The sequence below is a fragment of the Rhodococcus sp. IEGM 1302 genome, assembly GCF_030056935.1.
GTDB classification, from domain to species: domain Bacteria; phylum Actinomycetota; class Actinomycetes; order Mycobacteriales; family Mycobacteriaceae; genus Rhodococcus_F; species Rhodococcus_F qingshengii.
This window is the reverse complement of the sequence record NZ_JASHKY010000023.1, coordinates 46,998-71,953: the sequence shown is the minus strand read 5'-3', so window position 1 is coordinate 71,953 and position 24,956 is coordinate 46,998. Positions and strand designations below refer to the sequence as shown.

Annotated in this window: 24 protein-coding genes; 5 read left to right on the top strand and 19 right to left on the bottom strand. The window is 63.4% G+C overall.

The genetic code is table 11. The annotated features are described in order from the left end of the window. The 4 genes from QM609_RS23685 to dapE form a co-directional block, all read right to left on the bottom strand. The coding region (locus tag QM609_RS23685) for an AMP-binding protein (RefSeq protein WP_283337523.1) at positions 1 to 1,108 on the bottom strand (1,108 nt) is incomplete at its 3' end. A 112-nt stretch (positions 1,109 to 1,220) separates the two neighbouring features. Next, entirely contained in the window at positions 1,221 to 1,778 is a 558-nt protein-coding gene (locus QM609_RS23680; protein WP_003945191.1) for an LOG family protein, read from the bottom strand. Continuing rightward, entirely contained in the window at positions 1,772 to 2,575 is an 804-nt protein-coding gene (locus tag QM609_RS23675) for an LOG family protein (RefSeq protein WP_003945176.1), read from the bottom strand. Before QM609_RS23675 ends, QM609_RS23680 begins: the two co-directional genes overlap by 7 nt. 16 nt (positions 2,576 to 2,591) lie before the next feature. Further along, entirely contained in the window at positions 2,592 to 3,662 is a 1,071-nt protein-coding gene (gene dapE / locus QM609_RS23670; protein WP_030536946.1) for a succinyl-diaminopimelate desuccinylase, read from the bottom strand. A gap of 49 nt (positions 3,663 to 3,711) precedes the next feature. Here dapE and dapD point away from each other — a divergent pair, with 49 nt between their 5' ends. Beyond that, positions 3,712 to 4,665, top strand: a complete 954-nt coding sequence (gene dapD, locus QM609_RS23665; RefSeq protein WP_019749368.1) for a 2,3,4,5-tetrahydropyridine-2,6-dicarboxylate N-succinyltransferase — start codon at positions 3,712 to 3,714, stop codon at positions 4,663 to 4,665. Continuing rightward, positions 4,665 to 6,047: an amino acid permease gene (locus tag QM609_RS23660; RefSeq protein WP_003945184.1), complete on the top strand. Its 1,383-nt coding sequence runs from the start codon at positions 4,665 to 4,667 to the stop codon at positions 6,045 to 6,047. Before dapD ends, QM609_RS23660 begins: the two co-directional genes overlap by 1 nt. 9 nt (positions 6,048 to 6,056) lie before the next feature. Here QM609_RS23660 and QM609_RS23655 read toward each other — a convergent pair whose 3' ends face one another. Together QM609_RS23655 and QM609_RS23650 are read right to left on the bottom strand one after the other, a co-directional pair. Continuing rightward, on the bottom strand, positions 6,057 to 6,815 hold the full coding sequence (locus QM609_RS23655; protein ID WP_050656815.1) for an ABC transporter permease: 759 nt from the start codon (positions 6,813 to 6,815) through the stop codon (positions 6,057 to 6,059). Then, the gene (locus QM609_RS23650; protein WP_076948323.1) at positions 6,815 to 7,789 is read right to left on the bottom strand and encodes an ABC transporter ATP-binding protein; all 975 of its coding nucleotides are present in this window, start codon (positions 7,787 to 7,789) and stop codon (positions 6,815 to 6,817) included. The genes QM609_RS23655 and QM609_RS23650 overlap by 1 nt, the downstream gene beginning before the upstream one ends. Before the next feature lie 211 nt (positions 7,790 to 8,000). Between QM609_RS23650 and QM609_RS23645 the strand changes: the two genes are divergently transcribed. Next, on the top strand, positions 8,001 to 9,221 hold the full coding sequence (locus QM609_RS23645) for an HNH endonuclease (RefSeq protein ID WP_228232758.1): 1,221 nt from the start codon (positions 8,001 to 8,003) through the stop codon (positions 9,219 to 9,221). Here QM609_RS23645 and QM609_RS23640 read toward each other — a convergent pair. From QM609_RS23640 to QM609_RS23605, 8 genes are all read right to left on the bottom strand, one after another. After that, positions 9,218 to 10,819 carry a substrate-binding and VWA domain-containing protein gene (locus QM609_RS23640; protein WP_007726253.1) on the bottom strand — a complete coding sequence of 534 codons (1,602 nt, stop codon included), beginning with the start codon at positions 10,817 to 10,819 and terminating at the stop codon, positions 9,218 to 9,220. The two genes, QM609_RS23645 and QM609_RS23640, sit on opposite strands and share 4 nt — an antisense overlap. A 213-nt stretch (positions 10,820 to 11,032) precedes the next feature. After that, the gene (locus QM609_RS23635) at positions 11,033 to 12,445 is read right to left on the bottom strand and encodes an acyl-CoA synthetase (protein ID WP_050656032.1); all 1,413 of its coding nucleotides are present in this window, start codon (positions 12,443 to 12,445) and stop codon (positions 11,033 to 11,035) included. A 12-nt stretch (positions 12,446 to 12,457) separates the two neighbouring features. Next, complete coding sequence (locus QM609_RS23630) at positions 12,458 to 13,138, bottom strand: hypothetical protein (protein WP_007726255.1); 681 nt, start codon at positions 13,136 to 13,138, stop codon at positions 12,458 to 12,460. A gap of 64 nt (positions 13,139 to 13,202) precedes the next feature. Then, complete coding sequence (gene dapC, locus QM609_RS23625; RefSeq protein WP_050656028.1) at positions 13,203 to 14,306, bottom strand: succinyldiaminopimelate transaminase; 1,104 nt, start codon at positions 14,304 to 14,306, stop codon at positions 13,203 to 13,205. Between the two features lie 5 nt (positions 14,307 to 14,311). Continuing rightward, a complete protein-coding gene (gene fdxA / locus QM609_RS23620) occupies positions 14,312 to 14,635 on the bottom strand; it encodes a ferredoxin (RefSeq protein WP_003945248.1) in 324 nt (107 codons plus the stop codon). A 146-nt stretch (positions 14,636 to 14,781) separates the two neighbouring features. Next, entirely contained in the window at positions 14,782 to 15,540 is a 759-nt protein-coding gene (locus QM609_RS23615) for a hypothetical protein (RefSeq protein WP_003945247.1), read from the bottom strand. Then, positions 15,540 to 18,098: a bifunctional FO biosynthesis protein CofGH gene (locus tag QM609_RS23610; RefSeq protein ID WP_003945208.1), complete on the bottom strand. Its 2,559-nt coding sequence runs from the start codon at positions 18,096 to 18,098 to the stop codon at positions 15,540 to 15,542. The genes QM609_RS23615 and QM609_RS23610 overlap by 1 nt, the downstream gene beginning before the upstream one ends. Positions 18,099 to 18,216: 118 nt before the next feature. After that, positions 18,217 to 18,405 carry an Rv3202a family protein gene (locus tag QM609_RS23605; protein WP_003945217.1) on the bottom strand — a complete coding sequence of 63 codons (189 nt, stop codon included), beginning with the start codon at positions 18,403 to 18,405 and terminating at the stop codon, positions 18,217 to 18,219. Positions 18,406 to 18,487: 82 nt separating this feature from the next. Between QM609_RS23605 and QM609_RS23600 the strand changes: the two genes are divergently transcribed. Together QM609_RS23600 and QM609_RS23595 are read left to right on the top strand one after the other, a co-directional pair. Continuing rightward, positions 18,488 to 18,991, top strand: a complete 504-nt coding sequence (locus QM609_RS23600; RefSeq protein WP_007726268.1) for a PH domain-containing protein — start codon at positions 18,488 to 18,490, stop codon at positions 18,989 to 18,991. Next, on the top strand, positions 18,988 to 20,559 hold the full coding sequence (locus tag QM609_RS23595; protein WP_082239048.1) for a PH domain-containing protein: 1,572 nt from the start codon (positions 18,988 to 18,990) through the stop codon (positions 20,557 to 20,559). Before QM609_RS23600 ends, QM609_RS23595 begins: the two co-directional genes overlap by 4 nt. Here the strand turns inward: QM609_RS23595 and QM609_RS23590 are convergent. The 5 genes from QM609_RS23590 to QM609_RS23570 form a co-directional block, all read right to left on the bottom strand. Next, the gene (locus tag QM609_RS23590; protein ID WP_050656027.1) at positions 20,519 to 21,364 is read right to left on the bottom strand and encodes a uroporphyrinogen-III synthase; all 846 of its coding nucleotides are present in this window, start codon (positions 21,362 to 21,364) and stop codon (positions 20,519 to 20,521) included. The two genes, QM609_RS23595 and QM609_RS23590, sit on opposite strands and share 41 nt — an antisense overlap. Before the next feature lie 51 nt (positions 21,365 to 21,415). After that, positions 21,416 to 21,832, bottom strand: a complete 417-nt coding sequence (locus QM609_RS23585; protein WP_050656026.1) for a hypothetical protein — start codon at positions 21,830 to 21,832, stop codon at positions 21,416 to 21,418. A gap of 92 nt (positions 21,833 to 21,924) precedes the next feature. After that, positions 21,925 to 22,083 (bottom strand): hypothetical protein, encoded by a 159-nt coding sequence (locus QM609_RS23580; RefSeq protein ID WP_003945210.1) that lies wholly within the window; start codon positions 22,081 to 22,083, stop codon positions 21,925 to 21,927. Between the two features lie 107 nt (positions 22,084 to 22,190). Next, the gene (gene mshB / locus QM609_RS23575; protein WP_050656025.1) at positions 22,191 to 23,075 is read right to left on the bottom strand and encodes an N-acetyl-1-D-myo-inositol-2-amino-2-deoxy-alpha-D-glucopyranoside deacetylase; all 885 of its coding nucleotides are present in this window, start codon (positions 23,073 to 23,075) and stop codon (positions 22,191 to 22,193) included. Then, a complete protein-coding gene (locus tag QM609_RS23570) occupies positions 23,072 to 24,856 on the bottom strand; it encodes an ABC transporter family substrate-binding protein (protein WP_030536226.1) in 1,785 nt (594 codons plus the stop codon). The genes mshB and QM609_RS23570 overlap by 4 nt, the downstream gene beginning before the upstream one ends. Positions 24,857 to 24,956: the final 100 nt, after the last annotated feature.

The following is a 24,956-nucleotide window of genomic DNA, read 5'->3' as shown; positions in this document are numbered from 1 at the left end:
CCACGACGGCGTGCGGCAACGGGCAGATGCCGGCCGTCTTGTCGACGTTGAGTGCGTTGACGAACGCGATGTTGCATTCGCTCGCACCGTAGAACTCGGCGACGCGGGGTATGCCGAACCGCTGGGTGAATTCGGCCCAGATCTCAGGGCGCAGACCGTTACCCACCATCAGCCGAACAGCATTGTCGCTGTCGGTCGGCTTGACCGGCTGGTTGAGCAGATAGCGGCACAGTTCGCCGATGTAGGTGAACGCGGTCGCCTTGTTGAGTGCGATGTCGTCCCAGAACCGCGAGGCCGAGAACTGACGTCCGATCGCGATTGTCGCACCGGACGCGAGCACTGAGGACAGCGAGACCGTCAACGCGTTGTTGTGGTAGAGCGGCAGGCAGCAGTACAGGGTGTCCGAGCCGCGCAAGCGCACGCCCATCAACCCGAGCCCCGACATCGACTTCAACCAACGGAAGTGAGTCATCAAGCTGGCCTTGGGCATTCCGGTGGTGCCCGAGGTGAAGATGTAGAACGCCTTCTCCTTTGCCAGCACCTCGGCGGTGACCGCGGGGTTGGACGGATCAGCCGTCTTCGCCAGATCCGCGAGTTCGCTGACGAGAAGTTGGTTCGGTCCGCTAAATCCGGCGGGCAACGATTCGAGGGCTTCTTCGCACTCGTCGGCGACCACCAGGACGCGCGCATCGAGAAGCGTAAGGCTGTGTGCCAGAACGTCGTCGCGCTGGTTGTAGTTCAGCATGCCCGCTGCCGCGCCGAGTTTTACCGCGGCCAAGGCGATCAGCAGCGCTTCGGGAGTGTTCTTTGCCAGCACTCCGACGACGTCTCCGCGGTCGACTCCTCGGCCGCGGAGGACGTCCGCGTAGCGGTTCACCAGTTCGTTGGCTTCCGCGTAACTGGTCGCGTGGCCCTCGAACCGGATGAACGGGCGCGACGGGTGCGCGTGCGCGGCCTTCTGGAAGATCAACCCGATCGATTCCTTGGCCGAAGGCTTACGGGTGAGCCCGGCGGCCCCCCGCGCCAGGATCGGCACCTCGGTGATCATCGACGGCAGTTTTGCCGCCAGATCGAGCAGGCCGACGGTCGAACGGGCTTCCGAACTCATGGCTCCCCTAACACGTATCCGGCGCCCATTCGGCCGCCCAGTCTGCGGCCACCTTACTGCACGGTAATAAAGCCCGCCATGCCCCAGGTCAGGGTTTCACGCACGCGTCTGATCAGGATTTGACACACGCGTCGAGCGCGGCCTCGACGTCCGTCCTCACCAGCAGAGTGTCCAGCGCCTGACGCCCGACGAAGCCGGTCCCGTCGAGCTTGTTCAACCACTCGAGCAGGCCGGTGAAGTGGCCGACGGGATCGAGCATCACGACAGGTTTCTCGTGCATTCCCAGGTAGCCGGCTGTCCACGTCTCGAACAACTCTTCCAGCGTCCCGATTCCGCCGGGCAGCGTGATGAACGCGTCGGCGTGGTCTTCCATCAGCTTCTTGCGTTCGCGCATGGTGTCCGTGACGATCAGCTCGTCGGCATCGACGTCGGCAACTTCCTTGTGCACCAAGGCCTTCGGGATGACGCCGACGGTCCAGGCACCCGCCGCGCGAGCGGACTCGGCGACAGCGCCCATCATCGACACGTTGCCGCCACCCGAGACCAACTGCCATCCGCGTCGACCGATCGCGGTTCCCACCTCGGCAGCCAATGCCAGGAACGATTCGTCCACCGGACCCGACGCGCAGTAGACGCAGATCGAGTACTTCTTGTCGGAATCGGTCACCATTCTTCTTCTTTCCCCAGATCTGCGGCCTCGTCGACGCCCTTGTCGGCGTTGAGGACGATTCGTACTGCTTCTTCCACACTGTCGGTGACGTGCAGCAAGTTCACGTCACCTTCGGAAATCTTGCCGTCACGCTCGAGGGTGCCGCGGATCCAATCGACGAGTCCGGACCAGTACTCGGTACCGAACAGGACGATCGGGAAGCGCGTGACCTTGTGGGTCTGCACCAGGGTGAGTGCCTCGAACAGCTCGTCGAGTGTTCCGAATCCACCCGGCAGGCAGATGAATGCCTGGGAGTACTTCACGAACATCGTCTTGCGTGCGAAGAAGTACCGGAAGTTGATTCCGAGATCCACCCACTCGTTGAGTCCCTGCTCGAACGGCAACTCGATGCCGAGGCCGATCGAGTACCCGCCGGCCTCACTGCAACCGCGGTTGGCAGCTTCCATCACTCCTGGCCCACCACCGGTGATGACGGCGTACCCGGCCTCGGCCAACGCCGTTCCCAGCTCGCGCCCGGATTGGTACTCGGGATGATCGACCGTGGTGCGGGCCGAACCGAACACCGTCACCGCACGCGGGACCTCGGCGAGTGCGCCGAAACCTTCGATGAATTCGCTCTGGATACGCAGCACACGCCACGGATCGGTGTGTACCCAATCCGTGGGTCCGCGCTTGTCGAGCAAGCGCTGATCCGTCGTGGTCTTCTCGTCCTTGCGCTTGCGTCGAAGCTGAACCGGCCCGCGGTGCTTGATCGACGAGCTCTGCTTCTTCGAAGCCGAATTCTTCTCTGGTGCCATGCGGCAAGGCTAACGGTCAGGCCGACAGATACTTCCTCAGCACGGCCGCGACGTCGGTGATCTGCTGCACCGGAACGTGCTCGTCGCGCTTGTGCGCGAGGTTCGGATCACCCGGTCCGTAGTTCACGGCAGGAATGCCGAGCGCCGAGAACCTGGACACGTCGGTCCACCCGTACTTCGCACGGAACTGACCACCGGCCGCCTCGATCAGGGCGGCAGCGGACGGGTTCGCCAAGCCGGGCAGCGCGCCGGGCGAGGAGTCGGTGACCTCGAATCCGAGGCCCAGACCGTCGAACACTTCGCGCACGTGCGCCTCGGCTTGTACCTCGCTGCGATCGGGCGCGAATCGGAAGTTGACGTCCATCTCGGCTTCGTCCGGGACGACGTTTCCGGCGACGCCACCGGAGATCCGCACCGCCGACAAGCCCTCGCGGTAGCCGCAACCGTCGATGTCGACCGAGCGCGGCTGGTAACTCGACAACCGCTCCAACGCTCCGCCGAACTTGTGAATGGCATTGTCCCCCAGCCAGGACCTGGCCGAATGGGCGCGAGTTCCCGAAGCCGTCAACCGCACCCGCATCGTGCCCTGACACCCGGCCTCGATGAAACCGGCCGTCGGCTCACCGAGAATTGCGACGTCCGCCGCGAGCCATTGCGGGATCTCGCGTTCGATCCGTCCCAGGCCGTTGTACGTTGCGGCGATCTCTTCGCAGTCGTAGAAGACGAGGGTCAGATCGTGGGCCAGGTTCTCGATGGTGGCCGCAAGGTGTAGGAAGACCGCGTCGCCCGACTTCATGTCCACGGTCCCGCAGCCGTGCAGGATGTCGCCGTCACGCCGCGAAGGAACGTTGTCCGCGATCGGCACCGTATCCAGATGTCCGGCGAGCATGACCCGACTGGGCAAACCACGCGACGTACGCGCCAACACGGCATTGCCGTTGCGGATGATCTCGAAGCCCGAAGTCTGCTCACGCAGCGCATCCTCGACAGCCTGCGCAATGACGGATTCGTCGTGCGAGACGCTGGGGATGTCGACCAGGGCGGCCGTCAAGTCGATGGGGTCCGAAGCAAGATCGAGGATGCTCACACGCACCAGCCTAGGCCGGTGCACCCACCACCCAGTAATCTCTAGTCCCGTGAGCGCACAGGGAGCAACAGCAGTAGGTATCGCCAACGTGACCGCGGACGGAACCGTCCTCGACACCTGGTTCCCGGCACCGGAGCTGGGAACATTCGACAAGACCGGTACCGAGAACGTCGAGGGAACAGATATTCCTTCCGATCTTGCACTGCTGGCAGGCACTGATGACGCTCGCGAGGTATCGCAGGTCGTCGTGCGCACCACCATCGCCGATCTCTCCAAGGCGCCGGTCGACGCACATGACGTCTACCTGCGCCTCCATCTCCTCTCGCACCGTCTCGTCGCACCCCACGGTGTCAACCTCGACGGCCAGTTCGGCCTGCTCAGCAACGTCGTGTGGACCAACTTCGGCCCGTGCGCCGTCGAAGGTTTCGAGCAGGTTCGCTCGCGTCTGCGCATCCGCGGCGTCGTGACCGTGTTCAGCGTCGACAAGTTCCCCCGCATGGTCGACTACGTCGTGCCGTCCGGAGTTCGCATCGGTGACGCGGACCGTGTCCGACTCGGTGCACACCTCGCCAGCGGAACGACCGTCATGCACGAGGGCTTCGTCAACTTCAACGCCGGCACCCTCGGCAACTCGATGGTCGAAGGCCGCATCTCCGCGGGCGTCGTCGTCGACGACGGATCCGATGTGGGCGGCGGCGCCTCGATCATGGGCACCCTCTCCGGTGGAGGCAAGGAAACGATCTCCCTCGGCAAGCGCTGCCTCCTCGGTGCAAACGCCGGCCTCGGCATTTCGCTCGGCGACGACTGCGTCCTCGAAGCGGGCCTCTACGTCACCGCCGGCACCAAGGTCACCGGCCCGGACGGAACCGTCGTCAAGGCCAAGGAACTGAGCGGCAAGTCGAACCTTCTCTTCCGTCGTAACTCGGTCTCGGGTGCCGTCGAGGTCGTGCCGTGGAAGGGCACCGGCGTCGAACTGAACGCTGCTTTGCACGCCAACGACTGATGAGTAGCACCGACGTCTCCGACGGAACAACCACTGCTCTCGGCCACGGCCTCAAGGTCCGCCATCTGACGATGATGGGCCTGGGCTCGGCCATCGGCGCCGGCCTGTTCCTCGGAACCGGCGTCGGTATCGCCAAGGCCGGGCCGGCCGTCCTGATCTCCTACATCCTTGCGGGCGCCGTCGTGGTGTTCGTGATGCGCATGCTCGGCGAGATGGGCGCCGCGATCCCGGCCAGCGGTTCCTTCTCTCACTACGCGCGCCTGGGGATCGGCGAGTGGGCCGGCTTCGTGATGGGCTGGCTCTACTGGTTCATGCTGATCATGGTGCTGGGCGCCGAGATCACCGGGGCTTCGGCGATCGTGAACGACTGGGTGCCGTCGATCCCGCAATGGGTTGTCGCCCTGGTTTTCGTGGTGTTCTTCGCCGTGGTGAACCTGGCAAAAGTCAGCAACTTCGGTGAGTTCGAGTTCTGGTTCGCCGCAATCAAAGTCACCGTCATCATCGGCTTCCTGATCATCGGTGTCCTGCTGGTGTTCGGCATCCTCCCCGATACCGACCCGGTCGGTACGAGCAATCTGTTCGGCCAGGGCGGCTTCATGCCCAACGGGCTGTCCGGCATTGCCGCAGGACTTCTCGTCGTGGCATTCGCCTTCGGTGGGATCGAGATCGTCACCATCGCCGCAGCCGAATCCGAGAATCCGGAACGCTCCATCGCCGTCGCTGTCCGGAGCGTCGTGTGGCGCATCAGCGTCTTCTACATCGGCGCCATCTCGATCATGGTTCTGGTGCTGCCCTGGAACGACCCCGAACTCGAGAGCGGCCCGTTTGTGGCCGTCCTGAACAAGGCGAACATTCCAGGCGTTGCCGGGTTCATGGAACTCGTCGTAGTGGTGGCGTTGCTTTCCGCCTTCAACGCCAACATCTACGGCACCTCTCGCATGGCGTTCTCACTTTCGCGCCGCGGCGACGGACCCGCCTTCATGGCGAAACTGTCGAGCACCGGAGTTCCGACCAATGCCGTTCTGCTGTCGGTGTTCTTCGGTTTCGTCAGCGTCCTGCTCAACTGGCTGCTCCCCGACGACCTGCTCGGCATCCTGCTCAACGCAGTCGGCGCTGCGCTGCTGGTCATCTGGATCTTCATCGTCGTCTCGCATCTGCGACTGCGAAAACAACTCGAAGCGTCGGGCAAGCTGACGGTTCGGATGTGGCTGTTCCCGTATCTGAGCTACGCGACACTCGCGATGCTCGGTGTGTTCGTCGTCCTCATGCTCTTCGACGCCGATGCCCGTGCACAGTTGATCTCGACCACCGTGTTGTTCCTCGTGATCGCGGCATTGGGTTTCCTGAACGCCCGTTGGCGTAAGCAGAATCAGCCCGTCTGATCCGTGTGCCTATGCATCCCGCCTGTTCACGACGACGATGCTGAGACCGAATACGACGAGCACGAAGAGGGCGAAGTAGATCAGGCTGCCCCAGGGTCCCCAGTGGAAATCGACGCTACCGCCGGAACCGAGAAAATTGTTGGCGTTCATGAACGGCAGGAACGGCATGATCTTCTCGCCGATACTTCCGAACAGGTTGAAAAGATTCTCGATCAGCAAGGGCCACAACAGCAGAAGCGCGATCGCACCTGCAGACTGCCGGAGCAACGCGCCGACTCCGACGGCTAGAACTACGCAGAAGAACGCGTAGATCGGTGTTCCGTAGACGACCCGCCAGTTCTCGTCGCCGGACAGAGTCAGGAATCTTCCGGCGTCACCTGCCGTGGCCTTCGTGAGGGCGAAGGCGCCGAACGACAACACGAGAGTCAGCACCGCTCCGAACCCACCGATGAGGCCCGCTTTGGCGATGAGCACCGAGGCGCGGTTCGGAACGGCCTGGAATGTGGTTCGGATGGTCCCGAAACGATATTCGCTGGTGATCGCGAGGGCCGCCATGATCATCAGAACCAACACACCGAAGCCGGTCACTCCACTGAGTGCCCCCGAAACTGTCGGCATCATTGCACCGTTGGGGCCGCTGAGCGACGACTTGGCGCTCAGTCCGAAAACGGTAGCGAGTCCCAACCCGAGCACGATGATGATGATCGTGCACCACAGCGGCGACTTGGTCGTGGTGATCTTGATACGTTCCGCACTGAGAACAGCCATTACAGTGCACCTCCCATAGCCTGCTGTGTATTTGCGTGGTGGGCACCGACACCCGGATCGATACCGGATGCGTGGTACTGGACATCGTCCCCGGTCAACTTCATGAACGCATCCTCGAGCGACCCCTGCACAGAAGCCAACTCGTACAACACGATTCCCTGCGAACCAGCCAACCCACCGATCACATCGGTGGTCGAATCCACGACCACCAATGCCGGGGCAACGCCGGAACCGTCTTCACGCACCGTCAGCCCCTGCGAGAGCAACACACTGCGCAACGCATCGAGCTGTGGGCTGCGCACGCGCACCGTCGACTCCGACGAACGATCCACGAACTCCGCGACCGTCGAATCCGAAATCAACCGACCCCGACCGATCACCACCAACTGCTCCGCCGTGAGCGCCATCTCCGACAGAAGGTGACTCGACACCAACACCGTGCGGCCCTCGGCCGCCAACCGCTGCATGAACTTACGAATCCAGACGATGCCCTCCGGATCGAGACCGTTGACCGGCTCGTCGAACAACAACACCTTCGGATCCCCCAACAACGCACCCGCCAACCCCAGACGCTGCGACATACCCAGCGAGAACCCGCCGGCCTTCTTGCCCGCCACCTCGGACAATCCGACCAACCCGAGCACCTCGTCGACGCGGGACTTCGGGATCCCGTTCGAAGCAGCCATCCACTGCAGATGCGCACGCGCACTGCGATTGGGATGCACCCACTTCGCATCCAGCAACGCACCCACCGTCCGCAACGGCGTCTTGAGCTCGCGGTACGGCTTGCCCTCGATCAACGCCGCACCCGACGTCGGCTGATCCAAACCCAGGATCATCCGCATCGTCGTCGACTTACCTGCACCGTTCGGGCCCAGGAAGCCCGTCACGATGCCCGGCTTGACCGTGAACGACAAATCGTCCACCGCTTTCGTCGGTCCGTAAACCTTGGTCAATCCCCTCAGCTCGATCATGAGGACCAGTCAACCATGAAAACCGAACTGTCGGAACTTTCAGACGCCAACGGAGAAAGGCGTTGCGTCCGTTCGCTGTCGAGGCTAGTATCGAATGTATGTTCGACACTACCGGGGGGTAAAAGTGACGACGCAAGTATCTGAACAGGCCATATCCAAACAGGCGATATCCGAAGAGACCATCGGACAATTCCGAGCATCACTCGTCAGCATGGATCGATCCATCGACAACGCAGCACGCGTGGATCTTCTGCGCGCTTTGGAAGAGTTGAAGGCCAGTTGCGCTGGTGCCCAGGCATTGCTGGCTGCCGATCTCGACGCGTTCACCCGCAACGACCGCGGCGAACGGGGAGTGCCGCGCGCATACCAAGGCCGTGGAATCAACGCGCAGATTGCCCTCGCACGGCGAGAGTCGGCTTGGTTCGGAACTCAGCATCTGAACCTGGCCCGCGCACTGAACGACGAGATGCCTCACGCACTTCGACTACTCGTCGACGGCTCCATCAGTGAGCATCAAGCGACGATCCTCATGCGCGAGACTTCATGTCTCACCGCCCAGGATCGCGCTACATTGGATCGCGAGTTCTGCTGCGACGCTGCAATCTTGGACGGATGCGGCAACCACCAACTGACACAAAGAATCCGCGCACGCACTGCCGAAATAGACTCCGACAGTGTTGCCAGACGAGCACGCAAAGCCGTGGGAGACAGACGAGTGACGTCACGGCCTGCGCCCGACACGATGTGCTGGCTCAATGTATTTCTTCCCGTGGCCGAAGGTATCGCCGTGCACGCCACGCTCAGGCGCGACGCAGATTCCGTACTTGCCGGCGGGGACAAGCGAACCCGAGCGCAAATCATGGCTGATCTCCTGGTCGAGCGAGTTACCGGAATCGGCCGCGCCACACCGACACCCGTCACCGTGAATCTGGTTGTCTCCGACCAGTCATTGTTGGGCGAAAATTCCGACCCGGCGTACGTCCACGGGTACGGACCTGTACCAGCCGCTATTGCACGCGAATGGATCACCAAGGCCAGCGAAGACTCCGAAACGGTGGCAACGCTCCGAAAGCTCTACGCACGCCCCGATACGGGCGCACTGACCGCAATGGAATCCACGGCGAGAACCTTCCCGAAGGGGTTGGCGCGATTGATCGAACTCCGTGATCGAAGCTGCCGTACTCCGTGGTGCGACGCGCCGGTTCGCCACCGCGACCACATTCGCGATCACTCGAGGGGTGGCCTCACCAGCGCAGCCAACGGTGCCGGGTTGTGTGCGGCATGCAATTACGCGAAACAGGGCTCGGACTGGACTGCCGAACCTGTACCAGGTAACCGGCACACCTTCACCACAACGACACCTACCGGGCACCGGTATTCGTCTGAGGCTCCGCCACTTCCGGCACCCTGGACCAGTCCGGATGCGGCCTAAGTTCCTCGGTGAGCCAATGCGTTCACGAACACCTCGGAAATCTCCGAGGGGTCACGAGCGATGTACGTCGAACCGCCCGTCACGCGGGAGATATCGGCGAGCGCCGCCGCGTCTGCGTCATCGGTGATGCCGATGGTGACGATGATGACCGGACGCGCCGGATCCTGCTCGCGTGCAAGTACATCGAGCAACTGTTCACGGCTGATGCTGTCAGGATCTTCGTTTGCGCCGTCGGTCAAGATGATGACGCTGTTGACTGCTCGCGGATCGTACGATTCCTGAACCTTACGGAATGCGGCCAGCGTCGTGTCGTACAAACCTGTGGCGCCACGTTTGAGTTCGGTGAGCCGGTTCGCCTGATCTGCCATCAACTTTCGTTGAGTCACACCGTCGACGATCGTGTCGTAGCGCCTGATCGGCACCAATTCCTGGAAGTCCTGGGTTCCGTTCATACCTTGGGAAAACGCCCAGAGACCGGCAGCGACGCTGTCTGGGAAGACCTGATTGCCGGCCAGAGCAGCAGCAGTGGTCAACTGCATGCGCGTCTTGCCGCCTGCCGCCGGGTAGTCCATCGACGCAGACACGTCGATCGCAACGAGTGTCCGGATCGGCTTGGCCATCAGAGCCCAAGCGCCCAGTGTCTGATCGGCCACCGACTGTTCGGACACGGTCAGTGCCGTGACGTCACCGACTCCACCTTCGACGGCTCCACCGCCGGAAGTACGGAACCCGCTGCGCGTCAGCACTTCCTGAGCAGATTCACTGTGCAACAGCTCGGCGATGGCGTCACTCTTCTTGGCTGCGGCGTAGTGCCGGTCCGGTGCCGAAGCACTGACCACCAGGGGGTAATCCATGATCATGGTTCCCGTCGCCGGTACTGTCGCGGAAATCTTCGACTCGGCCTTCGTGAACTCGACGACCTGTTGCTCGGTCGAAACACCGACCTTTCCGGAGCTGACCAATTCGGTGAGCATCTTCTGTCCTACCGGCTGATCTTCGGTACGAACACTCTCCGCTTGCGCGTGGGGTACGAGTGCCGCTCGAACGGATTCGGAGGTGGCCCCGGTCTCCGCGAGAGCTCCGAGAATGGGCGCCGACGCAACCCCTGTGAACAACGGATTGCCCAACGCCAGATCGGGAACCTGTAGCGCCGTGAGCCAACTGGCAAACTGTTCGCCACCGCCGGAGGCAAGTACGACAGGCGAGGTGGCGATCGAACCGCCGGCGGCAGCGACCGGCCCTTTGGCCGTCAATGCAGCTTTGCCCACCCACGCTGTCGAATCCGGTATCCACATGTCCGGAGCGTCCACGCCCTTACCCAGGGTTCCCGCAACGTCCCCGGGCAGCGCAGAGGTAACCGTGATCCGCGAACAGCCTGTCTGCTCCGGCGACGATTCTGCGAGGATCTCTGTGACTGCCGGCGCGATCGCAGGATCCGCTGCCAGCGAGTACTCGTCGACGCTCTCGCAGGAATCGGACTGTGTTGCCTTGAAGACCACCACCCCGGTGGCGACTACCGCGACGGCAACCAACCCACCCACTGCGTAGAACCCGATCGACCGCCCGCTGTCAGGACTCGAATGCCGTCCGCCCGCCATGAAATCTGCCCTTCCGAGGCCACTCGCACTCAGGCATACCGACGGTATGCGCGCGACTGGAACTGTCCCTACCGGGCGGTAGTGTAGCCAAGAACACAGAAATTCCAACTAGCGCTGAATCGTCGGAGAACCGGCGAGCCCACATTTCGGGACAGGCCGGCCGAATTCACGAACCTTCAAGCGTCGCAGCGACTTTTCAGCAAACTGACCTGCCTAGAGCAGCTCACGCTTCTGAACCTTGCCCATCGCGTTACGTGGCAGAGTCTCGGCAAAGCGAACCTCACGGGGACGCTTATGCGCCGACAACTCCGCCCCGACCAACTCGACCAATTCGGCTTCGGTGACCTCGGGAGTCCCGGGCCTACGGACTACGACGGCGATGATCCGTTGCCCCAGATCGGCGTCGGGGACACCGATCACCGCAACTTCGGACACCGAAGGGTGCCCGAGGATGGCGGTCTCGATCTCGCCGGCGCCGACTCTGAATCCACCGGATTTGATCAAGTCGATGGATTCGCGGCCGACGATTCGGTGGAACCCACCCTCGTCGATGACGGCGACGTCACCGGTCTTGAAGTAGCCGTCCTCCGTCCAGGACTCGGCGGTTGCGTCCGGACGGTTCAAGTAGCCGTCGAAAAGCATCGGCCCACGTACCTGTAGGCCGCCGATACTCTCGCCGTCGTGCGGCACATCGTTGCCCTTCTCGTCACGAAGACGAGTCTCGACTCCGCGCAGCGGCACGCCGACCCACCCCGGGCGTCGCTCGCCGTCGAAACGCGTGCTCAGGGTCAGCATCGTCTCACTCATGCCGTAACGCTCGATGGGCGTCAATCCTGTTCGCTCCCGCAGCTTTTCGAAGACAGGCACGGGAAGCGGCGCACTACCGGAGACCAGAAGTCGGGCACCGGACAACGCGCGGGCAGCTTCTTCGTCTTCGGCGATACGCGACCAGACGGTGGGGACACCGAAGTAGAGGGAGCCTTTGGCCCTTGCGTAGTTTTCCGGCGTCGGCTTGACGGTGTGGATCACCCGGCTGCCGATCCGGAGGGGGCCGAGGATTCCGAGAATCAGTCCGTGCACGTGGAAGAGCGGAAGCCCGTGTACGAGGGTGTCTCGCCACGTCCAGTCCCAGGCCTCGGCGAGCGCGTCGAGCCCGGCTGCGATAGCCGAGCGACTGAGCAGAACGCCCTTCGGTGGGCCGGTAGTTCCGGACGTGTACAGGACGAATGCTGTGGACTGCGGTGCCGGTTCGGGATAGCTGTGCCACGAGCGAGCGTGCAATCGGACGGGAACCACGGGCAGACCTTCGCAGTGGTCGTCCGTTTCGCCGAGCCACGCCTGGGCACCGGAGTCACGCAGAATGTGCTCTCGCTCAGCCTTCCCCGAGTCCGGCGGGACCGGCACAACGGTGACGCCGGCAATCAACGCCCCGACGACGGCGAGAATCGTTTTTGCTGTGGGAGTTGCCAATACGGCAACCCGATCGGCCTGCGCCACTCGCTCCGCGACCGAGGTCGCGGCACCGAGAATGGCACTCCGCGAGAGAACCGTGTCACCGATCGTCACGGCGTCGTCGAGGTCGTCACCGCGGGCAACAGCAAGGGGGTTCAAGGATCTCAGCAGCACCACGACAGCATCTCACAGCGCGGATGGTCGCAAACTTTCTCCTGCCCGACGCGCGTCCATCGAGTGCGGAGGGAACAGCGTCACCAGCGCAGCCCCCAAGAGCGCCCCGGAAAGCACCGCGAATCCGTGTGCGTCGTCGACCGTCACCAATGTTGCGCCGCCGACGACAATCACGACCGTCAGAACAATCTCAGGCATTCGCGGGCGCACCAGAACGCCGATCCCCGCGGCCGCCGCTGCCAGAGCAAGCGTGGCACCGGAGTTGCCTGCGCCGGTCGACGGGAAGACTGCGGTGGTGAGCAAACCGAACAACAGTTGACCGAGCAGGAAGAGAGCCCAGCCACGTGCGGCGCCCCAGAGCCGAAACGCAAGCGGTGCAACCACGGCCAGCGTCGCGAGATTGGTGACAGTTCCTGCGGCCCCTCCGTCCTGAACGAGCACGGAGGTCAGAATGCGCCACCATTGCCCGTCACGAATCAACGCGGGATCACGACGAAACATCTCGAGCAGTCCCGGCATCGCCGCCTGCAAGATGGAAGGCACTGCAACCATCAGCCAGAGGAGAGCCGCCGAGAGTGGGAATTCTCCGAAAACTCGACGACTTTTCAACCACACGAGCATCAGTGCAACCGAGGCAGCAACGACAGCAAAAATCAGTACCGCGTCCAAGCCGCCGGTCCCTGAGGTGGTCACAGCGCGACCTTACATCGGACCGATACCGACATCAGGGAACCTGACACCTGGGAAAGCACACGATTCAGGCGGAGAGGCGCTTTGCTGCCGCGGCGATTCGTTCGTCTGTTGCAGTGAGCGCGATCCGCACGTGCTTGCTCCCGCTCGGTCCGTAGAACTCACCGGGGGCAACGAGGATCCCACGATCGGCGAACCAACTGACCGTCGCTCGACATTCCTCGCCGCGCGTCGCCCAGAGGTACAGACCTGCCTCGGAATTGTCGACGGTGAATCCGGCGCCTCGAACAGCTTCGATCAACACACTACGACGCTCGCGGTACCGCTCGCGCTGGATGTTCTCGTGTTGGTCGTCGCCCAAGGCTGCGGTCATCGCCGCCTGGATCGGTAGCGGCAGGATCATGCCCGCATGCTTGCGCACCTCGAGCAGTTCCGACACCAGAGCCGGATCACCGGTGACGAACCCGGCGCGATAGCTCGCGAGATTGGACGTCTTCGAAAGCGAGTGGACCGCAAGCAAACCGGTCAGATCGCCGTCGTTGACACGGGGATCGAGAATGGAGAGTGCATCCGCTTCCCACGTCAATCCGAGGTAGCACTCGTCGGAGACGACGATCGCGCCGCGCTCGCGCGCCCAGGCCACGACCTTCTGCAAGTGCTCGAGGCCGAGCACCTTGCCGGTGGGATTCGAGGGCGAGTTCACGAAGATCATCGCCGCCGACTCGGGACCGAGCTTGTTCAAGCCGTCGGCGCGCAGGACGCGAGCACCTGCCAGTTTCGCTGCGACCTCGTACGTCGGGTACGCCAACTCCGGAATGACCACCAGATCGCCGGCTCCGAGACCGAGCAATGTCGGCAGCCACGCGATCATTTCCTTGGTACCGATGGCCGGCAGCACCGCTGCCGGATCGACGTCGGGAATGTTGTAGCGGCGATCCAGTGACTCCGCCACGGCCTCGCGAAGCGCGAGCGTGCCATGAGTCGTCGGGTACCCGGGCACCTCGGCAACAGAGGCCAGAGCCTCCTGAATCACCGGGTCCACCGGATCCACCGGCGTCCCCACGGACAGGTTCACGATGCCGTCGGGATGAGAGTGCGCCTTCGCCGTGACATCGGCGAGCGAATCCCACGGAAAATCAGGAAGCCCAGCGGCCACCGGAGTACGAGACAAGATCTCTATTCCTCACCCATGGGAGGCAGCGCCTTGATGAACGGCGTGTCGTAGTCGACCTTGCCGAGCTTGGCCGCTCCACCCGGTGAGCCGAGATCGTCGAAGAAATCGACGTTGGTGCTGATGTACGCGTTCCACTGGTCCGGGACGTCGTCTTCGTAGAAGATGGCTTCGACGGGACAGACAGGCTCACACGCGCCGCAGTCGACACACTCGTCGGGGTGGATGTAAAGCATGCGTCCACCCTCGTAGATGCAGTCGACAGGGCATTCTTCGATGCACGCCTTGTCCATCACATCTACACACGGTTCAGCAATCGTGTAGGTCACTGCCGATCTCCCTGCCTTCCTGTCGTGCATCGCCGCCGCAACACGCAGTTGCAAGGGGCCGAAAATCCGATACGACTCTCACGTACCGCGGGAACAGCCTATTATCCCCCTGCCTACCGACTCTGAGCAGGCGGGGGTAACACATTTCAGCCTACTGCGGTGATGTTCCTCGACCGAATCGCGATCCACTTCTCCCCCAGAGCGGCCGCGCGTACCAGTGCGCCCCGCTCACCGAGGTAATCCGCCACGACGCCGACCACCGGAATCTTGCCGATGATCTCGTACGGTTTTGTCCGAGACGGCCGCTTGTGCAACTCGTCCGTGATGGCACGAAAAGTCTTGGACGTGCGCCACAACGTTCCGATGAGCGCGAACGGGCGCCAGGTCTCGTCGGCGCCGCCGGCTGATTTCTCGGCGAAGTCCTCTCCGGTGAGAAGCTCTCGAGACTTCGTCTCACGCCGGCACAGCACCGACGCCAGGAGGTCCACCTGCTGATCCCGTTCGGTCACTCCGTGTTCACGAGCAACCGCAACGAGCACAACGGCCTGATTCGCGAAGGCCAGCAGGTCCTGGATCGGCAACCGATTGAGGAGGACGCCGAAGATGCCGGGGAACGCCACGGCAACGGTGTTGAGTGCACCCAACCGGGTCGTCCACCACTTCGAGCGCTGCTCGTCGGTCATCACCGACCACGCCGCCGTCCCGGGGAACTTGACGACGTCGAGGACCCAAGCGGCCGCGTCCAACACCATCGCAGCAGCGTTTCGCTCGGGATCGGTCGGCTCGAACGTCCGACGCTTGATACCGAGCGGATCGCTGTAGGCGAGGTCGAGAACCGGGTTGATCCCCCACACCGCTCGATCGAGAACCTCGACGACCTTGCGGTCCCCCAGTACGTCAGCCATCAGGCAATCGCTCCTTCGCGTCGTGCATGTGTGGTGGTTCGTTCGCGTGCCGGACGTCCGATTCCCTCGGCGATGGCGCGCAGTTCTGCGACGGTCTTCTCGGAACCGTGTTCGGAGCCGGCCATCCGCGAGATCGTCTCTTCCATCAGCGTTCCGCCGAGGTCGTTGGCGCCGCCGTTGAGCATCATCTGCGTTCCGGTGATGCCAAGTTTGACCCAGCTGGTCTGGATATTGGGTATGCGGCCGTGCAGCATGATGCGTGCCAACGCGTGCGCAGCGCGGTTGTCCCGATTGGTCGGCCCTGGCCGTGAAGCGCCCGCCAGGTACAGGGGCGCGCTCTGGTGAACGAACGGCAGCAGCACGAACTCCGTGAATCCGCCTGTACGGTCCTGGATTCCGCGAAGAACGTTCAGGTGCCCGACCCAATGGTGCGGCTGATCGACATGCCCGTACATCATCGTCGAACTCGACCGCAGCCCCACCTCGTGGGCCGTGGTGACCACTTCGATCCATTCCGCCGTCGGCAGTTTGCCCTTGGTGAGGATCCAGCGCACCTCGTCGTCGAGGATCTCCGCTGCCGTACCGGGAATGGTGTCCAGGCCCGCCTCACGAAGGGCTGTCAGCCAATCCCTGATGCTCTCACCACTGCGCGATGCACCGTTCACGATCTCCATCGGAGAGAACGCGTGGACGTGCATCGACGGCACGCGCTTCTTGACGGCCCGGACCAGGTCGGCGTAACCGGTGACGGGAAGTTCCGGATCGATACCGCCCTGCATGCACACCTCGGTTGCGCCGGCGACGTGCGCTTCCCACGCACGGTCGGCGACCTGCTCTGCCGACAGCGTGAACGCGTCGGCGTCACCCTTGCGCTGCGCGAACGCACAGAATCGGCAGCCCGTGTAGCAGATGTTGGTGAAGTTGATGTTCCGGTTCACCACGTAGGTGACGTCCTCGCCGACGGCATCCTTGCGCAGCGCATCCGCCAGTGCCACAACGGCTTCCAGGCCCGGGCCCTCCGCCGTGGCGAGGGCCAGGTACTCGTCGTCGGAACATCCGGCCGGGTCGCGTTCGGCACTGCGGAGCGCAGCCAGCAGATCGGTGTCGACGCGAATCGGAGCACTGAGCTCGAGAACCTGTTCGCGCACGGTCTCCCAGTCGCCGAACGCACTGCCCAGGTCACTGCGGGTCTCGGTGTTGCGCCCGTCCGTGTCGATCTCGGTATTGAGATCGACGCGTCCGCTCGATTCCCACGACTCGTCCGGTTCCTGCCACGGCCGACCCACCGGCTTGGTGTCGGGCAAGGCGAGACCGGTCTTGGGATCCGCCAGCGCCTGCACGTGACCCGCAATACGCGGATCGATCCACGGAGCCCCGGCCAGGACATATGCCGGCTGAGCCGCAGTGCGTTCGGTCAGCGTGAAGCCGCCCTCGGCGCTGATCTCGGCCAAGGTCTCGAGATTCGGCCAGGGACGCTCGGGGTTGACGTGATCGGGGGTCAACGGTGATACCCCGCCCCAGTCGTCCACGCCTGCGCCGAGCAGCGCGAGGCACTCGCTGTTCGAGACGAGATTCGGCGGACTCTGAATCCGCATCGTCGGCCCGAGCAGCAGGCGTGCGACGGCGATGGCCGCGAGAAACTCGTCGAGTCCAGCATCAGGCGTATTGCGCATCGCGGTATCGGGCTTGGCCAGGAAATTCTGAATGATCACTTCCTGGATGTGGCCGAACGCCTTCTGCGACTTGCGTATCGCCATGATCGACTCGGCACGTTCGAGGAAGTTCTCCCCGATGCCCACAAGAATTCCCGTGGTGAAGGGGATGTTCAGTCGGCCTGCGTCGGTCAGGGTGCGTAGCCGAACCGCCGGGTCCTTGTCCGGGCTGCCGTAGTGGCACTCACCCTTGTCGGTGAACAGCCGGGTAGCGGTCGTCTCGAGCATCATGCCCATCGACGGCGCAACGGGCTTGAGCCGCGAGAGTTCCTGCCAGCTCATCACACCGGGATTGAGGTGTGGGAGCAGGCCTGTCTCCTCGAGTACCCGGATCGACATCGCTCGCACGTAGTCGAGGGTGGAGTCGTAGCCGCGTTCGTCCAGCCATTGCTTGGCTTCCGGCCAGCGAGCCTCGGGGCGATCCCCCAGCGTGAACAACGCTTCCTTGCAGCCCAATTCGGCGCCTGCCCGGGCAATGTCCAAAACCTCGTCCGGTTCCAGGAACATGCCGTGCCCAGCGGCACGCAGCTTCCCCGGCACCGTGACGAATGTGCAGTAGTGGCACTTGTCCTGGCACAGACGGGTCAGCGGAATGAAAACTTTCCGCGAATACGTCACGGTGTTCGGCCGACCCGCTGCCAGCAGACCGGCATCGCGAACCTTGGCCGCCGAAGAACACAGATCGGTCAGATCGGTTCCCCGTGCCTGCAGCAGCGTTGCCGCCTCGTCGACGTTCAGGGTCGCTCCGTCGCGTGCACGACGGAGAACTCGCCGCATCGCCGACGCTGACGGGCCGGGCGACGGACTGGACGAGGCGGACGCGGAAATACCTGGCATCGGAAGCATGGTGGGTTTGCCGGAGTCATCACCAGTTCGGTTCACCTAGCGATCATGCGCCATGTGGGACGACTAGTGCCACCCGGTGCCAGAAGTAGGCGGCCTCACCGCCCCGACACCGCCTCGATCACGACGGCCGGTAGTCGTCGTCGACCGCAACCTCGACTCGTTGATCCACCACGTCAGCCACTGGCGCGTCGAGCGGAATGTCGGTCAGATCGGGTTCTTCAGGGGCGTTCGGATCTACGGGTGTCGATTGTTCGAGCGCATCTGATTCCGGAGCCTCCGGGTCGAATGTCGCATCTTGTTCGGTCATCACGTGCTCCCTTCGCGGTCGCCACACTCCACGATAGGGCCGATGTCGACAGATCGCCCCTCACTCGACCAAAGTAGTGCCCATGACTGCGCCGCAACCGCTGACCATGGCCGACCCGTTATGGCGACCCAGCACCAAAGCCCCGAGGCTGTGGGCAATCACTGCCTCACTGTTCTGGGTACCCGTCATCGTCGCCGAAATCGTCTGTGCCGTCTTGATACCCGGAATCCCGTCCTGGGTGGTCGGCACCGTATTCGCAGTCACCGTGCTCTTCGCTGCCACCTACATTCTGATGGTCCCGGCGTGGCGGTATCGCGTCCACCGATGGGAGATCAGTGATACCGCGGTGTACACACGCACCGGCTGGTTCACCCAGGAGCGACGCATCGCACCGATCTCGCGCGTGCAGACCGTGGACACCGAGCGCGGACCGATCGACCGCATGTTGGGTCTGGCAACCGTCACGGTCACGACAGCGTCGTCGGCCGGGGCCGTGAAGATCTCCGCACTCGACCAGGAAGTCGCCGACCGCACGGTGGCTCAACTGACGGAGATCGCGGGTACCAACGTGGGAGACGCGACGTGAACGAGAAACAGTTGGGCGACCCGACCGCGATCGAGATCCCGGTAGAGGCGGAAACGGCAGCTGCCGAGGCCGCGGAAGAGGAACAGCCCTGGCTCCGCCTCGACCGACGCATGCTTCTGGTCCACCCCGTCAACGAAGTCGTCAAACTGCTCCCGGTCCTACTCGTCTCCGTAGTTCTCGGCAGCCAATCCGGAAACCACTGGTGGGGACTCGGCGTCGTCACTCTGCTCGTCATCTTCGGTTTGTTGCGGTATTTCACCACCACGTACCGAATCGGACCCGTCCACGTTCAACTGCGCACCGGGGTCTTCCAGAAAAAGCTGCTCTCCGTCCCGCGTAGCCGCATCCGATCCGTCGACGTCGAGGCCGGGGTCATGCACCGGTTGCTCGGACTGTCGATCGTGCGCATCGGTACCGGCCAGCGCGCCGGGAGCGGCCACGATTCGAACAAGTTCGAGCTCAACGCCCTGTCGACCGCCCTGGTTCCGGACCTACGCGCCGCACTGTTGGCCGGCGCCCAGCAAGCACGGCGACTGGAAACCCCGGGCACGCCGGTCGAAAGCATCACCGAACCGGTCGACACCGAAATCGGTCACTGGGAACCGAGTTGGGTTCGCTACGCCCCCTTTTCGTTCACCGGAATCGCCATCATCGCAGCCATCATCGGCATCTCGTTCCAATACGGCATCGGCACTGCCGTCGCGAAATCCTCGGCAGTGAGCGACAGCTTCGACTCACTCGAGAGCCTCGGCATCGCACTGATGGTCGTCATCGCACTCGTCGTGCTGCTGGTGCTGTCGAGTGCACTCGCCTGCGTCCAGTACCTGATCGCGTTCGGCAACATGAAACTCACCGACAACGGCCGCATCCTGCATGTCAGTCACGGCCTGTTGAAGACTCGGCAAACCACACTCGACCGCGCCCGCCTCCGCGGCACGACGCTCAAGGAACCGCTCCTGCTGCGATTGGCTCGCGGCGCGCGGCTCGACGCCATCATGACCGGGGTCAGCGCCGAGAAGAAGGAATCTTCGCTACTGCTCCCGCAGGGACCGCGCAGGGAAGCCGAGCGAGTGATGGCCACCGTGATCGGTGACTCACGCCAGGCGTCCGCCCCGCTGATCCCGCACGGCCCGGCCGCGCGGCGTCGCCGGTACACCCGAGCACTGTTCCTCGCCGCGGTGGCGTTCCTGGTCTGTGTGGCGTGCGCGGCTTCTGGACTCGATGTACCGATCTACGCGTGGTTCGGGGTCGCCGTACTCGCCATCGGTGGCACTGCCCTCGCCTTCGACCGATACAACGGCCTCGGCCACGCAGTACTACCCGGATGGTTGATCACCCGAAACGGCTCGCTCGATCGCCAGCGTCACAGTCTCGAATCCGAAGGTGTCATCGGATGGACGGTGCGCGAGACGTTCTTCCAGAGGCGCGCGGGAGTGGCAACCGTCGTCGCCGCGACGCCCGCCGGCACCGGAAGCTACGAGGTGATCGATCTCCCCGCCGAGAACGCGTGGGAATTGATCGAAGCCGTCACTCCGGGCGGTGGCGACGTGTGGGCAGGTCGTCGATGATGAGCCGCGCCAGCGAACCGAGACGCGATCGCTCCGGCTGGATGGTCGGAACACCGAGGAGTTCCAGCGGAGCGGCCGTCACCGGTCCGACGCAGTAGGTCGGTACCGGTCCGCGCATAGCTGCGACGAACCGCTCCAGCTCGCCCATTTCTTTTGCCGTGCTGAGCATCGAGGAGACCGCGGGGGCACTGGTGAAGGTCAGGGCGTCGATCGCACCGGAACGAACTGCAGCGACCAACGCGCGGACCGGCGACTGATCCGGCGGCCGGATCCACCGATAGACCGATACCGGAGTGACAACCGCGCCGATGTCGGCGAGGGAGGCGCTCAGGTCCGTCAACGGCTCCCATTCGGTGATGGTGCCGTGCAACTGGACTACGATGCGCAAGCCTGCCACTCCCTCGCTTCCGAGATGTGCCAGAACTTCCTCGGACGACTCACCCGAAGGCGACCATTCCTCGCGCAGTCCGGCGCCTCGGATGGCGCCCGTCGCCTTGGGGCCGCGGGCGATGATGCGCGTGTGGGCGAGAGCCCCGAGGAACTCCTCGGTCAAACCCCACGAGGCGACGGCGTCGAGCCAACCCCTGAAGCCGATCCCGGTACTGATCACGACCAATTCCGGAGGATCGGCAATCAAAGCGGACGTCTGAGTCCTCAGGTCTCGATCGTCCACCAACGGCAGCACATGGATCACCGGTGTCCGCACGATCTCCGCGCCTCGACGTTCGAGGAGCGTCGCAAATTCTTCGACACGCCGTTCTGCGGTCAAGGCGATAGTCGCACCCGCCAAATCATGTTCAGCCACAGGCTGAGTGTCCCTTATGCACGGGTCAGTTTCCTACGCGCGCGCCGAGAACTATTGCGAGCTGAGGGTGGCGAGTCTGTTGATCGCCACTTTGAAGAGGAAAACGGCGGCCGGAGCGATCGCACCGACCAGCAGCAGGAAGGTCAGAGGGGACGAAAGCACGAGTACGTCGCCGCCGGGGCCGCCCACCATGCACACCAAGAACCCGACGATCCAACCGGCGAGCGGCAATGCGGCCCTACCCGGCGTCGTAACCGTGCGGGCGGCGATCACCAATACGAGGTTCGCGGTCGCGGCTACGAGAATGCTGATGGGAAATGCCGTCGTACCGAGATGAGTCGGCAAGAACAGGACGGACAACACCGCGCACAAGAACCCGTCGAAAATCAGGATGCCGAGGATGACAGGGTCGAGCCACGACAGCGACGTTCCTGTCGAGGCGTCCGTGTTGTTCTCGACCGTCGTCATGGTTTTGATAGTGGTCTATCGGTCGTCATCGCGCGAGCGCGGGGTCCCTCCCGACAAGCACCCCGGCTCGCGCCCGAAAAGCACGAAGCTGATCAGGGAACCGGCGGGAACCCGAGCAGAGTCAGCAAATGACTCTGCTGATCTGCGAATGCGTAGAGCGACCCGTAATACAAGTCGTGGTAATAACCAGCCATCGGACGCAACGAATCGACGAAGGCGACGATCTGGTTCTGCAGGTCCCAGTTGTACATTTCTTCAGCCCCCAGGCTTTGCTGTTACCGAAAGGACCACCCATCCGGTGACACGCATCACACACCACTACGGCGTCGATCGCAATGCCTGTGAGCCGACGCCCAGGTCAGCTGTGCAGCCCGCCGAACAGATCGCGCTCGCGGCCGTCCTCACCCACCGGACCGAGCGCGCCGGCGGCCAATACGAAATGCTCGACCGTCAGGATCGGTTGGACCACGTTGTTCGACAATGCGAACTCGGCTCGGCTCGGGGCTACCGTCACCTGAGTGGCGTGGGCGCTCAATGCCCTCGCCTTCGCATCGATGACGCCTCGAACGTCGATTGCCGTCGTCACGTCTGCGTCCTCGACACTCGGCAATTCCCCGGGCTCGGGCAGACGCCAGTTCTCCGGGAACTCGGAAATCGCCGCGATGCCGCGTTCGAGTCCCCTGCGCTCGGTCACGGTCCAGTAGAACTTCGGAGTCGACCACGGCTCGCCGGTCTCGGGATACGCGGTCGTTCCTGCAGCTTCGACGGCCGCTGTCGTGATCGCGTGCGCCTGGATGTGATCCGGGTGCCCGTAGCCGCCGTTGGGGTCGTACGTGATCACGACGTGCGGCCGAATCTCACGAATGACGGCGACCACCGCGCCAACTGCTTCGTCGAGTCGAGCATTGACAAAAGCACGGGGATTGGCGGCCGAAGGTGTGCCGATCATTCCGGAGTCGCGATACCGACCGGCACCGGCGAGGAAGCGAGGAGCGGCACTGCCCAAAGCCGACAAAGCAGCGCTCAGTTCCGCGATCCGGTAGCCACCGAGTTGATCGGCCTCGGAAGCCACGAGCCCGGCCCACGCATCACCGATCACTTCGCCTTCCTCCCCCAACGTGCAGGTGAGGACTGTGACCTCGACGCCTTCGGACGCGTATCGCGCGATGGTGCCACCGGTGGTGATCGTTTCGTCGTCCGGATGTGCGTGTACCAACAGAAGTCGCTTCGCCGACGCGGTCACTTTTCCACCCTCACCCAGTCCGTAGCGTTTCCGAATATCCCCACCTGCACCGGCCCGTCGAGGACCACGCCCTCGACTCCGGTCCCGACCGCGACCAGCGCTCGGCTCTGCACGATCGGCAAAACCGCCGCAAGATCCCACAGCTTGGGTTCCGCATCGGCGATCAACGACCCGAGATCCCCGATGCCACTGAGCGCTTCGTCGATCCGACCTTGCAACGCCGGATCACACAGCCCGGACAGGTTGCTCGGAGCCTCGACGCTTGTCGTTCGGATGGGCTCCGGTGTCTGCGACGGCGTCGGTGCGGGCACTGCCGAACTTGTTGCCGGAGTGGAGGGTGCGCTCGGGCAACTGAACCGCGAGGCCAGCGAAGTGGCCGTGTCGGCGCCTGCCCGGCTCCAACCGACGATCATGTCGACGCGCCCTGTCGTCAGGTCCTCGCCGTAGAGTTCCTCCGGCGCCACCGATTCGACGGTCGCCAGGATTCCCACGTCACGCAATTCGTCGGCAGCGGTGTTTGCCACGGCGATCGCGATGTCGTCGTTTTCGGGAGCGCCGATCAGCAGTGTCAACTGGGCGCCGTCACGGACGATCGATCCGACCGTTCCAGTGCCCGTGACGATTCCGGTGGGCGGTGCCGTCAGGTAGCCGGCTGCGGTCAGCTCGCCCAGTGCTTGCTCCCTGGTCGGTTTCGGCGGCGCGGTGGGCGCATATCCCGGATCCGACGGAGCGAGGATCTGAGCTTTCACCGGGGCGGACGCCGATTCACTCCCTGCCGCCACCACGGCGAGCAGGTCCGGATCGAGCAGTCCCAGAACACCTTTACGCACCCGAACATCCGCGAAGTTCTTGCTTCGCCCGTTCACGTTGATGTCGAGAGTGCGCGGAACGTAGGAGAATGCCGTCCTGACACCCGGGATTGCAGACAGCTGAATATCCGTGGCACTACCCGAATGAACCTGCGCCACTTGGGCATCGTCGGTACGCAGCGCATCCGCCAACTGCGCAGCCGTTCCTCCGCGTCGCAGAACTATCTGATCCGGGTCTGAAGGCTTGCCCCAGAATCGGTCGTTGCGTTCGAGCACGATTTCGTCCCGGCCGCGGTCGACCGAGCGCACGTGAAAGTGGGCTCCCGACACCGGAATCCCCTCACTCAGGCCGGTGCTGAAACCGCCGGGAGTGTCCTTGATCAGGTGGGACGGAAGAATATCGGTGAACAACTCTCGCCATGCCGGATACGGCGCACGCATCACGACGTTGACCGTTTTGCCGCCGCCGGACGAGTTCACGTCGTCGATCATCTGATAGCCCGCGGGATTGACCACACCGGGAACCGAGATCATCTGCTGCCACAGGTAGCGAAAGTCTTCTGCCGCAATGGGAGCGCCGTCCGACCATTGGGCTTCGTTGCGCAGTTGGTAGCGAATCGTGAACGGGGCCTCCGACGTCACTTCAGCGGAAACGAGGAAAGAATCGTCGATCGCCCACTCCGTCGCGCCAGGTTGTGTGGGCGAATTGATCGGGCGAAACGCACTGGGCAGTACGAGGTTGCCGACTGCGGAGTTGACCGGCGACTGATCCGCGAGCAGGTGCGGGTTGAATCCGCCTCCCACCTCGTCGATTGCCACAGTGACCTGCTTCATCGCCGGAACGACCGGAGTCGGTGTGGGCTTGACGGTTTCGGTGCTCTCGACCGGAGGCGGCGGATCGGCTGTACATGCAGTCAGTGACAACGCCGTCACTGCCACTGCCAACGCCAGGTAGCGACGTCCTGAGGCCACAGACAATTCCTTCCGTACGGGGCCGCGTCGCCCCTTTGCACTCGATTCCCTGGCAGATCTTTCGCCTGGAAACCATGAAGGCGAATGTACCTTTCCGCCG

What these genes read in the sequence shown, in the direction of transcription:
- QM609_RS23680 (WP_003945191.1), bottom strand. Translation starts at nt 1,778, where the DNA reads ATGGTGACCGATTCCGACAAGAAGTACTCGATCTGCGTCTACTGCGCG.
- QM609_RS23675 (WP_003945176.1), bottom strand. Translation starts at nt 2,575, where the DNA reads ATGGCACCAGAGAAGAATTCGGCTTCGAAGAAGCAGAGCTCGTCGATC.
- QM609_RS23660 (WP_003945184.1), top strand. Translation starts at nt 4,665, where the DNA reads ATGAGTAGCACCGACGTCTCCGACGGAACAACCACTGCTCTCGGCCAC.
- QM609_RS23655 (WP_050656815.1), bottom strand. Translation starts at nt 6,815, where the DNA reads ATGGCTGTTCTCAGTGCGGAACGTATCAAGATCACCACGACCAAGTCG.
- QM609_RS23650 (WP_076948323.1), bottom strand. Translation starts at nt 7,789, where the DNA reads ATGATCGAGCTGAGGGGATTGACCAAGGTTTACGGACCGACGAAAGCG.
- QM609_RS23645 (WP_228232758.1), top strand. Translation starts at nt 8,001, where the DNA reads ATGGATCGATCCATCGACAACGCAGCACGCGTGGATCTTCTGCGCGCT.
- QM609_RS23640 (WP_007726253.1), bottom strand. Translation starts at nt 10,819, where the DNA reads ATGGCGGGCGGACGGCATTCGAGTCCTGACAGCGGGCGGTCGATCGGG.
- QM609_RS23615 (WP_003945247.1), bottom strand. Translation starts at nt 15,540, where the DNA reads ATGGCTGACGTACTGGGGGACCGCAAGGTCGTCGAGGTTCTCGATCGA.
- QM609_RS23610 (WP_003945208.1), bottom strand. Translation starts at nt 18,098, where the DNA reads ATGCTTCCGATGCCAGGTATTTCCGCGTCCGCCTCGTCCAGTCCGTCG.
- QM609_RS23605 (WP_003945217.1), bottom strand. Translation starts at nt 18,405, where the DNA reads ATGACCGAACAAGATGCGACATTCGACCCGGAGGCTCCGGAATCAGAT.
- QM609_RS23600 (WP_007726268.1), top strand. Translation starts at nt 18,488, where the DNA reads ATGACTGCGCCGCAACCGCTGACCATGGCCGACCCGTTATGGCGACCC.
- QM609_RS23585 (WP_050656026.1), bottom strand. Translation starts at nt 21,832, where the DNA reads ATGACGACGGTCGAGAACAACACGGACGCCTCGACAGGAACGTCGCTG.
- QM609_RS23580 (WP_003945210.1), bottom strand. Translation starts at nt 22,083, where the DNA reads ATGTACAACTGGGACCTGCAGAACCAGATCGTCGCCTTCGTCGATTCG.